Source organism: Streptomyces beijiangensis (assembly GCF_017315755.1).
Classification (GTDB): domain Bacteria; phylum Actinomycetota; class Actinomycetes; order Streptomycetales; family Streptomycetaceae; genus Streptomyces; species Streptomyces beijiangensis.
In genome coordinates, this window is sequence record NZ_JAFLRJ010000457.1 from 1 (window position 1) to 10,865 (window position 10,865).

General features: G+C 70.0%; 9 protein-coding genes. 7 read left to right on the top strand and 2 right to left on the bottom strand.

The annotated features are described in order from the left end of the window. A partial coding sequence (locus J0695_RS34435; protein ID WP_206968705.1) for a LacI family DNA-binding transcriptional regulator occupies positions 1-951 on the top strand: 951 nt, incomplete at its 5' end. Between the two features lie 28 nt (positions 952-979). On the opposite strand, the gene J0695_RS34440 is transcribed toward J0695_RS34435, so the two are convergent. Continuing rightward, on the bottom strand, positions 980-1,951 hold the full coding sequence (locus tag J0695_RS34440) for an acetylxylan esterase (RefSeq protein ID WP_206968706.1): 972 nt from the start codon (positions 1,949-1,951) through the stop codon (positions 980-982). 230 nt (positions 1,952-2,181) lie between these two features. Here J0695_RS34440 and J0695_RS34445 point away from each other — a divergent pair, with 230 nt between their 5' ends. Genes J0695_RS34445 through J0695_RS34460 form a run of 4 tightly spaced genes read left to right on the top strand, consistent with a single transcriptional unit; the run spans position 2,182 to position 6,526 of the window. Next, positions 2,182-3,432 carry a sugar ABC transporter substrate-binding protein gene (locus J0695_RS34445; RefSeq protein WP_206968707.1) on the top strand — a complete coding sequence of 417 codons (1,251 nt, stop codon included), beginning with the start codon at positions 2,182-2,184 and terminating at the stop codon, positions 3,430-3,432. A 5-nt stretch (positions 3,433-3,437) separates the two neighbouring features. Beyond that, a complete protein-coding gene (locus tag J0695_RS34450) occupies positions 3,438-4,430 on the top strand; it encodes a carbohydrate ABC transporter permease (protein WP_206968708.1) in 993 nt (330 codons plus the stop codon). Continuing rightward, entirely contained in the window at positions 4,427-5,272 is an 846-nt protein-coding gene (locus tag J0695_RS34455) for a carbohydrate ABC transporter permease (protein ID WP_206968709.1), read from the top strand. Before J0695_RS34450 ends, J0695_RS34455 begins: the two co-directional genes overlap by 4 nt. Before the next feature lie 51 nt (positions 5,273-5,323). Continuing rightward, complete coding sequence (locus J0695_RS34460) at positions 5,324-6,526, top strand: glycoside hydrolase family 1 protein (protein ID WP_206968710.1); 1,203 nt, start codon at positions 5,324-5,326, stop codon at positions 6,524-6,526. A 54-nt stretch (positions 6,527-6,580) separates the two neighbouring features. Here the strand turns inward: J0695_RS34460 and J0695_RS34465 are convergent, their stop codons facing one another. Next, positions 6,581-7,621: a glycoside hydrolase family 18 protein gene (locus tag J0695_RS34465; RefSeq protein ID WP_206968711.1), complete on the bottom strand. Its 1,041-nt coding sequence runs from the start codon at positions 7,619-7,621 to the stop codon at positions 6,581-6,583. Between the two features lie 164 nt (positions 7,622-7,785). On the opposite strand from J0695_RS34465, the gene J0695_RS34470 reads away from it, so the two are divergent. Continuing rightward, complete coding sequence (locus J0695_RS34470) at positions 7,786-9,219, top strand: nitronate monooxygenase (RefSeq protein ID WP_206968712.1); 1,434 nt, start codon at positions 7,786-7,788, stop codon at positions 9,217-9,219. A gap of 45 nt (positions 9,220-9,264) precedes the next feature. Then, positions 9,265-10,865 (top strand): TPM domain-containing protein (locus J0695_RS34475; RefSeq protein WP_206968713.1); only part of this gene is annotated, 1,601 nt, incomplete at its 3' end.

Here is a 10,865-nt window from a genome sequence, read left to right on the forward strand (position 1 = left end):
GCTGGCGAGGCCGCGCGCGTACCCGCTGGGTACGTACCCCAGCTCACGCGCGGCCTCGCCAGCAGGTCGACAGGGGTCCTCGGCCTCTGCTTCCCCGACTACGCGGACCCGGACACCGAGTCCGAGGCGGGCGACGAGGCGGACGACGACGCCGCGATGCTCTACTCCGACCAGATCATCCGGGGCATGGAGCGGGCCGCGCGGCGGCACGGCTACGCGCTGCTCATCGCGGCGTCGCTGCAGGGCGGGCCCGAGAGCCTGGTCGCCAATGTGGCGGGGCGGGTGGACGGGTTCGCGGTACTGGCCCGGACCGTTCCCACCGAGGAGCTGGAGGTCATCTCGCGGCGACTGCCGGTGGTGATGCTGGCGGGGCCGCGCGAGAGCGATCAGCTGGACCATCTCGATCACATCGAGGTGGCCAACGCGGACGGACAGCGCGAGCTGACCCGGCACCTCGTGGAGGACCACGGGCTGCGCAGGCTCGCGTTCGTGGGCGCCGAGGAGGACTCGCCGGACGTACGGGCGCGGTTCTCCGGGTATCGCGAGGCGTGCCTGGCGGCGGGGATTCCCGTACGCGACGAACCCGATCTCCGGGCCCCGCTGATGACCCAGGCGGAGGGTTCGCGGGCGGCGGACGCCCTGCTCGACCGGGGCGGGGAGCCCTTGGAGGCCATGCTCTTCGCCAATGACCAGATGGCGGTGGGCGCCCTGCACGCGCTGGAGCGGCGGGGGGTACGGGTGCCGGAGGCCATGGCGGTGACCGGCTTCGACGGGATCCCGCTGAGCCGGCTGGTGCGGCCCGCGCTGACCACCGTGCGCCAGCCGATGCGCCGGATGGGCGAGGAGGCGGTGGACCTGCTCGTACAGCGGCTGGGTACGGGGCGCGGCGGTGATCCCGTGTCACTGATGCTGCCGGTGAATGTGGCGCGGCGGGGCAGCTGCGGCTGCTGACCGTCCGCGCCGCGCCGCGCCGGTCAGGTCAGGTCAGGTGCTGGGCGAAGAAGCGCTCACGCGCCTCGGTGAGGGCCTTGCGCTCGCTCTCCGCACCGGCGTGCTCGAAGTGGCCGGCCGACATGACATGCGGTTCCGGTGAGCCCGGCGGCAGTGCGTTGTGGACGGCGAACTGGCCCGGCGGCGGCACCGAGGGGTCGAAGAGGGCCGGGGCCACCAGCGTCGGCACCCGGATCAGCGACGCGGCCGTCGCCGCGTCGAAGTAGCGCAGCACCTCGGTGACTTCGGGGTGCGTCCGGTGGTACTCGCGTACGGATGCGCCGCTGCCCGTGGAGGGCAGAGTGAGCCGCAGCGGGTGGTTGCCGAAGGTGGGGACCGTCAGCTGGGCGGCGGCGAAGCGCTCGTCCCAGGGGAGGGCCAGCGCGCCCAGGCCGCCGCCGAAGCTCCCGCCGAAGTAACCGAGCCCGCCGAGTCCTGGCACGAGCTCGTGCAGGGCCGATGCCGCGCACCAGAGGTCGGCCACGCAGTCCCCGATGACGTAGGTGTCGCGGGATGCGATGCCGTGCAGGACATGGCGGGCGGCGTCGGAGGGGATCCCGGGGACCGGGCTGCGGGTGTCCATACCGCGTACGCAGGGCAGCAGGGCTGCCGAGCGGGGCAGGGGGAGGGGTACGTCGGGGCCTGCCTGGTCGCGGCCGCCGTATCCGTGGCCGATGACGAATCCGTGGTCGACGGGGCCCTCGGAGGGCAGGACCAGCCAGCCTCCCAGGCGGACTTCACCCACGGAGAGATACGTCACCTCGTGGATCCGCGCCCCGTCGCGCTCCTCCACCAGGGCGCCCACTTCCGGTGCGGTCGCGACCCGGCGGGCCGCCTCGTACCGGGAGCGCCAGAAGGCCTCGAAATCCGCGGGCGGGGCAGGCGCGGGAATGCGCAGGAGTTCGTCCTGGGTCAGGCCGAACGCGGGATCGAAGGGGAAGTCGTGCGCGAAGGCGGGCATGGCGGGACCTTAGCCGAACTGCCGTTGCGGGCCCGGCGGTGAGCGGAATGCATCACATCCGCCCCTACCGCGCAAATGGTTCATTTACCTTTCATCTATGGCGGTCCCGTTACGGGAGTGTGACCAAGACCCCTCTTGCGGTTTTCGAAGCAGCTGCCACAGAGTGATGTATGCGCTTACAGACAGCGCATACATCAGGGATGTCAGGGAAGCTCAAGGAGGAGCCCTCCATGCACCGCACCGCCAGACTCGCCCCGATCGCCGCCATAGGTATCGCGTCGGCGCTCACGCTCACCGCCTGCGGAAGCTCCGGTGGTGCGGATGTCGCCGCCGACAAGAAGCAGACGCTGAGCGTCTGGGCCATGGGCGCCGAGGGCGAGAAGCTCGGGGACGTCGCGAAGGCCTACAACAAGGCGAACCCGAACATCACCATCAAGGTCACCCCCGTCGGCTGGGACGTCGCGCACCAGAAGCTGGTCGCCGCCGCCGCAGCGGGCACGCTGCCGGATGTCGCGCAGATGGGCGGGAGCTACATGGGCGAGTTCGCCGACATGGGCGTGCTCGAACCGGTGGACACCAAGACCTTCAAGCAGGGCGACTTCTTCCCGGCGGCCTGGAGCCAGGGCGTCGTGGACAGCACCGCGTACGGCGTGCCGTGGTACGTCGACACCCGGGTCCTCTACTACCGCACCGACCTGGCCCAGAAGGCCGGCATCACCAAGGCCCCCGCCAACTGGTCCGAGATGCAGGCGCTGGCCACCGCGTACCAGAAGAAGGCCGGAACCAAGTGGGGCCTGTACATCCAGCCCAGCAGTCTGGACACGGTGCAGAGCTTCTACCCGTTCCTGTACTCGGCGGGCGGCGCGATCGTCGACCCCAGCGGCAAGAAGGCCGTCTTCAACAGCCCCGCGACGGTCAAGGCGCTGAAGGAGTACGGCTCGTATGTCGACAAGGGCTTGTCCACGAAGAGCTTCCGGCCCGGATACGACGTCATCAAGGACTTCGGCAACGGCTCGGTCCCGATGTTCTTCGGCGGCCCGTGGCAGACCGGTCTCATCAACGACGGCCAGCCGCAGCTCAAGGGCAAGTGGGCGGTCGCCAAGATCCCCGGTGACACCTCATCGGTCTCGATGGCGGGCGGCTCCAGCCTGGTGATCTCCAAGGACAGCGGCCACAAGGCCGCCGCCAAGGAATTCATCTCGTACCTCACGGACGCCAAGGGCCAGGCGGACTGGTTCCAGCGGTCCAAGGACCTCCCGGCCAACACCGCGGCCTGGAAGACCGGTGACCTCGCCACCGACCCGAGCCTGAAGATCTACGGCGAGCAGATGGCCACTGCCAAGACCTCGCCGCCGCTGGCCAAGTGGACCGAGATCACCTCGAAGGTCGACGACGCGATCGGCTCGGTCACGCAGGGCAAGTCCTCCGCCGAGGACGCGGCCAAGAAGGCGCAGTCCGAGATCGAAAGCCTCCTGGGTTAACCGTCATGAGCACCACGACCGGAGCGGCCGCCGTGGCGGCCGAGTCAGAAGGCGCGCCGGGGAGCAGTAACTCCCTGGGCGCCGGGTCCAGGCGGGCCAAGGGGCCCAAGCGGCGGTCCATGGGCGTACAGAACGCGGCAGGATGGCTCTTCTCGACCCCCTTCCTCGTCCTGTTCACCGTCTTCATGGCCTTCCCGATCGTCGCGACGCTCCTCATGAGCTTCACGGACTTCGGGATCCGCAATGTCACCGATCCGCTCAGCGCCAACTTCATCGGCTTCGAGAACTACACCAAGCTGTTCAGCGACGAGAAGTTCCTCAAGTCACTGTTCAACACGGCGTACTTCGTGGTCGTGGGCGTACCACTGACGATCGTCCTGGGTCTTGGCGTCGCCGTCCTGCTGAACAACGGCATCGACCGGGCACGGACCTTCTTCCGGATCGGCTTCTACGCCCCGGTGGTCACCAGCATCGTCGCGGTCGCCGTCGTCTGGCGCTTCGTCCTCGACCCGACGGACGGGCTGATCGCCGGACTGTTCTCCGAAGTGGGGCTCACCGCACCGGACTTCCTCGGCAACGAGAAGCTGGCCATGCCCTCGCTGATCGCGATGGCCGTCTGGCGCAACCTCGGCACGGTCATGGTGCTCTTCATCGCGGGACTGCAGGCCATCCCCACCGAGGTGCGGGAAGCGGCGAAGCTCGACGGGGCAGGCACCTGGCAGGAGTTGCGCCTGATCACCGTCCCGCTGCTGCGGCCGACGCTGCTGTACGCCACGATCATCACCACCATCGGGTACCTCAATGTCTTCGAGGAACCCTTCGTGATGACCCAGGGCGGGCCTTCGGACTCCACCCTCACCGTCTCGCTGGACATGTACCGCGAGGGCTTCAACTTCTTCCACATGGGTTATGCGAGCGCGATGGCGTACGTCCTCTTCGTTGTGATCATGGGCATCACGGTGCTCCAGCTCCGACTGCTGAAGGACAACACCAAATGAGCACCGTGCAGATGAAGCAGCCGCGTACGAAGAAGCCCCTCGTCCATGTCCTGCTCTCGGCCGGGCTGCTGGTCATGTCGGCGCCCTTCCTGTGGATGGCGCTCTCCGCCTTCAAGACCGACAAGGAACTGTCGGCCTCCCCGCCCGTCTGGCTGCCCAGCGAGTGGACCCTGAGCCACTTCACCCAGCTGCTCGACAAGCTGGACATGCCCCTCTACTTCATGAACTCGGTGATCGTGGCCGTCCTGGTCACCGTCTCCAACCTGGTGTTCTGCTCGATGCTCGGGTACGCCCTGGCCAAGCTGAAGTTCGTCGGCCGCAACAAGATCTTCGCGCTGGTACTCGGCGCCCTGATGGTCCCCGGCAACCTCATGCTGCTGCCGCTCTTCGTGCTGATGAGCAAGCTGCACCTGATCGACTCGTACGCGGGTCTGGTGCTGCCCTTCGCGGCCGGTGCCTTCGGGGTCTTCCTGATGCGCCAGTTCATGCAGTCGATCCCGGACGAGCTGCTCGAAGCGGCCCGGATGGACGGCGCCCGCGAGTGGTACATCTTCTGGCGGATCGTGATGCCGCTGGTCAAGCCGGCCCTCGCGACGCTGTCGATCATCACCTTCCTGGGGTCCTGGAACAACTTCGTCTGGCCGCTGATCGCGACCAACAGCCCCGACAAGTACACGCTGCCGGTCGCCCTGGCCACCTTCGCCACCGATCCCAACCAGTCGGCGGGCTCCAACGGAATGCTGATGGCCGGGTCTCTCCTGGTCGTGCTGCCGGTGCTGCTCGTCTTCGCCGTACTGCAGCGGCACTTCACCCAGGGCATCGCCACCGCGGGCATGAAGTAGCCCCGCCTCCCCCACACACGTTCGTACGCGAAATACGAGAAAGAAACTGCGATGACGCACGCCTCGACCCGCTTCCCCGACGGATTCCTGTGGGGCGCATCGACCGCCGCCCACCAGATCGAGGGCAACAACATCAACAGCGACTGGTGGCGCAAGGAGCACAGCGGCACCGACCAGGTCCAGGAACCCAGCCTCGACGCCTGCGACAGCTACCACCGCTGGCACCAGGACATGGACCTGCTGGCCGAACTCGGCTTCACCGACTACCGGTTCTCCATCGAGTGGGCCCGCATCGAGCCCGCCGAGGGCCGCTTCTCCGGCGCGGAGATCGCCCACTACCGCCGGATGGTCGAGGGTGCGATCGCCCGCGGTCTGCGGCCGATGGTGACCCTGCACCACTTCACCGTGCCCCAGTGGTTCGAGGACCGCGGAGGCTGGACCGCCGAGGGCGCGGTCGAGCTCTTCGCGCGGTACGTGACAGCCTGCGCGCCCGTCATCGGCGAGGGCGTCCCGTACGTCTGCACGATCAACGAGCCCAACATGATCTCGGTGATGGCCGGTCTCGCGAAGTCGGGCAACGTCGGCTTCCCGCCGGCCGGGCTGCCCGCCCCCGACGACGAGACCACCGAGGCCGTCATCGCCGCCCACCACGCGGCGGCCAAGGCGGTCAAGGCGATCGACCCGGCGATCCAGGTCGGCTGGACGATCGCCAACCAGGTCTACCAGGCCCTGCCCGGCGCCGAAGAGGTCACCGCCGCCTACCGTCACCCCCGCGAGGACATCTTCATCGAGGCGGCGCGCGGCGACGACTGGATCGGCGTGCAGTCCTACACCCGCACCAAGATCGGGCCCGAGGGGCCGATGCCGGCGCCCGAGGACGTCGAGCGGACCCTGACGCAGTGGGAGTACTATCCCGCCGCGGTCGGCCACGCGCTGCGGCACACCGCCGAGGTCGTCGGCCCCGGCGTCCCGCTGATCGTCACCGAGAACGGCATGGCGACCGCCGACGACGCACGCCGCATCGACTACTACGCCGGCGCTCTCGCCGAGGTCGCGGCCGGTATCGAGGACGGGCTGGCCATCCACGGCTATCTGGCCTGGAGCGCGCTCGACAACTACGAGTGGGGATCCTTCAAGCCCACCTTCGGCCTGATCTCCATCGACCCCGAGACCTTCGAGCGGACCGCGAAGCCGTCCGCGGTCTGGCTCGGCGGACTCGGCCGCACGCGGGAGCTGCCGCGCTCGGCCTCCTAGTCCCCACCAAGTCCCGGGAGCCGGCGGATACCTGACCATCCGTCGGCTCCCGTTTCAGCTCCAGCCCTTCTTGTACGCCGTCCAGTCGGACTCCGTCGCCGCGAAGTCGACGTACAGCGCGACCCCGAACCGCTCCCGGCCCCGGTCCGCGCGCCCCAGCGCGAGCCGGGTGCCGCGGATCGCGGCCGCGGCCGTCTCGGCGGAGGCCGTGTGCCCCCATTTGTCCTCGTGGTAGAAGGGCAGGCCCATCAGCAGGTCCACGTCCTTCGGGGTGACTTCGAGGGCCAGGGTCGTCTGCTGGGCGACGTAACCGCCGTACAGGCTCTGGACCGGCATGGCGGTGTCGTACGACATCACCGCGATCTGGTCGACCCGCCGCGCGACCTGCCCGAAGAACTCCTGCGACCACCATTTGGGGTGCCCGGTCAGGAAACCCGCGACCGAGTGCAGCCCGGGCAGTGCGTCGATCTGGTGCGCGGCGACGGACAGTTGGACGCCCCGGGAGCGGGTGAGCGCGTGCAGGGTGTCGAGGAGCGAGAGATAGTTGCGGTCGCCGGAGTGCAGGGGCTCCAGGTCGAAGTGGGCGCCGTCGAAGCCCGTGTCCAGGATCTGGCGCGTCGAGGTGACGATCGCGCCACGCGTGGACGCCTCGGTCAGTCTCATCCCGTCGGGCCTCTCGGTGGCCAGCTCGTCGCCCAGCCAGGCCTGGATCCGTACGCCGGGGATCTTCCGGTGCACCGCGTCGATCAGCCACTTCGCCTTGGGGTACGAGCTCGCGGGCAGCGTGCCGTTGTGCTCCAGCGGACCCGCGTGCACATAGAGGTCCCGGATGCCCGTGCCCCGTATCCGGGCCGCGAACGCGTCGACGTCCGCCTCCGTCTTCCGGCCGTCGATCCACGCGTGGCCGAGCCAGATCGCGTCGCGGCCACGGGTGCGCGTGCCGTCCTCGTAGTCGCCCGCGTAGCTGATGCGCAGGGCCGTCACCCCGGCGATCACCGGGACCAGGATCACCAGGACGAGCACCAGCGCGATCCGCTTGGGCCACTTCAGGCGCGGGCTCCCCAGCCGTGCGCGTATCGCCTTGAGTGCTTTCACTCGTACCGCCCCCCGGAGCCGTGCTGCGAGCGCCCAGAATACGGGCCCTTCGGCAGCACCTTTCAGGACCTTCGGAGGCACTGGCCTGGGCGTACGTGGCGAAGACTCGGCAGTACGTGAACTTACGGTTCCGTAGGTTCGCGATGCTGATGTGAGGAAGTCGTATGCCGGCAACGACCGCAGTGGGCGCCCGCGAGCTCCCCAGGGTGATCCAGGGCGGCATGGGCGTCGCGGTCTCCGGGTGGCGTCTCGCGCGGGCCGTCGCGGAGACCGGGCAGCTCGGGGTGGTCTCGGGGACCGCGCTCGATGCCGTCATGACCCGCCGGCTGCAGCTCGGCGACCCGGGCGGGCACGTACGGCGGGCACTCGCCGCCTTCCCCGCGCCGGAGCTCGCCAGGGCCGTCGTCGAACGCTTCCATGTGCCCGGCGGTGTCGCGGACGGCGCACGCTTCCGTACGCAGCCGATGCTCAGGGCGGACAAGGGGCTGCCCGCCGAAGTCCTCACCGTGCTCGGGAACTTCGTCGAGGTGTGGCTGGCCAAGGAGGGCCACCAAGGGCAGGTGGGGGTCAACTATCTGGAGAAGGTCCAACTGGCCACCGCCCCGGCCATGTTCGGGGCGATCCTGGCCGGCGTCGACCACGTCCTGGTCGGTGCGGGTCTTCCCGGGCACATCCCCGGCCTGGCCAGGCAGCTCTCGCGCTGCGAACCGGTGACCGTACACCTCAGGGTCGAGGGCGACGAGGAGACGTACGCCCACCGCTTCGACCCGCGGGCGCTGACCGGCGAGGTCGGCGGGCTGCGGCGGCCGCAGGTGCTGGCGATCGTCTCGCTGCCCGTGCTCGCCTCGTACCTCGCGCGCGACGAGGCGACCCGGCCCGACGGCTTCGTCGTCGAGACCCACTGGGCGGGCGGCCACAGCGCCCCGCCGCGCGGCGCACTGCGGCTCGGCTCGACGGGCGAGCCGCTGTACGGGGCGCGCGATCTGCCGGACCTCGCGAAGATGACCGCGCTGGGGATCCCCTACTGGCTGGCGGGCGGCACGGCGGATCCGGCCGCACTGGCCACGGCACGGGCGGCGGGGGCCGCAGGGGTGCAGATCGGGAGCGCCTTCGCGCTCTGCGAGGAGTCAGGGATCGAGCCGGGACTGCGCGCCGAGCTGGCCCGGCGGGCGCGCGACGGTTCGCTGAACGTGCGCAACGACCCGGCCGCATCGCCGACCGCCTTCCCCTTCAAGGTCGCCGACCTGCCCGGGACGCTGGCCGACGAGAAGGTGCGGGACGCGCGCCGCCGGGTGTGCGATCTGGGATATCTGCGGACTCCGTACCGTACGGACAAAGGGGCGGTGGGCTACCGCTGTCCCGCCGAGCCGCAGGCCGCGTACGCCAGGAAGGGCGGCGAAGCGGGCGACACCGAAGGCCGGCTGTGCCTGTGCAACGGGCTCCTCGCCACCGTCGGGCTCGCCCAGCGGCGTCCCGGCGGGGGCGCGGAGCCGCCGGTGGTCACCATCGGGCAGGACCTGGGCTTTCTGGCGGCGCTGAGTCCGGACGGGGCACCGTACGGGGCCGCGGATGTCGTCGGGTGGATGCTGGCCGAGTAGCGGAGGCACAAATGCCGCCATAGGCTCCCCAATGTGACGCCGTCCGTGAAGTCAGACCGGCCGCACATACCGGGCTGGGCCGCTGTTCTCGTCGCCGCTGTCGCAGCGGTCTGCGGGCTGGTCCTGCCCGCGTCGGCCCCCGCCCGTGCCGACTCCCCCATCACGCTGTCCACCAGCGGCCAGATCACCGACAAGGTGGGCGCGCTGGGCGACCGGAAACCCGACGTCGTCAAGGCGCTCGACGCGCTCTACGACCAGCACCGGATCCAGCTCTTCGTGGCGTACGTCCGCGACTTCTCCGGACAGTCCGCGCAGAGCTGGGCCGACTCGACGGCCACCAAGAGCGGCCTCGGCCAGAACGACCTGCTGCTCGCGGTCGCCACCCACGACCGCCAGTACGCGTACTCGATCGGCAGCCAGACCACGGCCTTCACCTCCTCCGAGCTCGCGGACGTCGCCCAGACGGCCATCGTGCCCCCGCTGAAGCAGAACGACTGGGCGGGCGCCGCGATCGGGGCCGCCAACGGCTACAGCGCGGTGCTTTCCGGGACGGCCGTCCCCACGCCCGCCATCACGCCGGGCAAGGCGGACCCCGGCGGCTCCTCGTCCGACGATGCGGGAAGCGCCGCCGATGTCATCCTGCCGGTCGTCGCGGTGGGTGGGGCAGGGGCGCTTGCGGTCTTCGCGTACACCCAGCGCAAGAAGCGCGCGGGGACACGGACCACGCCGGGCGGCGGGGGCTGGGGAGGGCCGACCGCGCCGGTGGAGATGCCGCTGCCCGAACTCGACGCGAAGGCCAAACAGCTCCTCGTCGACACGGACAACGCGATCCGCACCAGCGACGAGGAACTCGGCTTCGCCGCCGCCCAGTTCGGGGACGAGGCGGCGAAACCCTTCACCGATGCGGTGACGTACGCGAAGGGCGAGCTGACCGCCGCCTTCCGGATCCGGCAGAAGCTGGACGACGCCTTCCCCGAGGACGACGCGACCCGCCGGCAGATGATGGACGAGATCGTCAGCCGCTGCGAGGAGGCGAACCGCCGTCTCGACGCGGAATCCGAGAGCTTCGACCGGCTGCGCGCGATGGAGCAGAACGCCCCGCAGGCACTTGAGCTGGCGGAGTCGACGTTCCGGCAGGTCGCGGCGCGTACGGGAGCGGCCGAGAGCGTCCTCGCGACGCTCCGCCAGAGCTACGCGCCCTCCGCTTCGGCGCCCGTCACCGGCCATGTCGAACAGGCGAAGGACCGGCTGCTGTTCGCCACGACCAACCTCAACCAGGCGCGCCAGGCGGTCGACGCGGGCGACAACGGCAAGGCCGCGGTGTACGTACGGGCGGCCGAGGGCGCCGTGGACCAGGCGGGCACGCTGGTGGACGCGGTGGACCGGCTGGGCCAGGAGATCAAGGCGGCGGACGGCGAGCTGAACAGCGCGCTGACCGAGACCGAGACGGATCTGGCCGATGCGCGCGGGCTGCTTCAGGGCACGGGGGCCGGTGTCTCCACCGCCGATCTGCAGGGGCGGATCGCGCGGGCCGATTCGGTGCTGGTCGACGTACGGCAGGAGATGACGGCCGGTCCGTACGACCCGATCGACGCCCTGCGGCGCGTCCGAGGAGTCGGACGCGGCGCAGGGCGTCGATCGGGTCG

What these genes read in the sequence shown, in the direction of transcription:
- J0695_RS34470 (WP_206968712.1), top strand. Translation starts at nt 7,786, where the DNA reads ATGCCGGCAACGACCGCAGTGGGCGCCCGCGAGCTCCCCAGGGTGATC.
- J0695_RS34440 (WP_206968706.1), bottom strand. Translation starts at nt 1,951, where the DNA reads ATGCCCGCCTTCGCGCACGACTTCCCCTTCGATCCCGCGTTCGGCCTG.
- J0695_RS34460 (WP_206968710.1), top strand. Translation starts at nt 5,324, where the DNA reads ATGACGCACGCCTCGACCCGCTTCCCCGACGGATTCCTGTGGGGCGCA.
- J0695_RS34455 (WP_206968709.1), top strand. Translation starts at nt 4,427, where the DNA reads ATGAGCACCGTGCAGATGAAGCAGCCGCGTACGAAGAAGCCCCTCGTC.
- J0695_RS34445 (WP_206968707.1), top strand. Translation starts at nt 2,182, where the DNA reads ATGCACCGCACCGCCAGACTCGCCCCGATCGCCGCCATAGGTATCGCG.
- J0695_RS34450 (WP_206968708.1), top strand. Translation starts at nt 3,438, where the DNA reads ATGAGCACCACGACCGGAGCGGCCGCCGTGGCGGCCGAGTCAGAAGGC.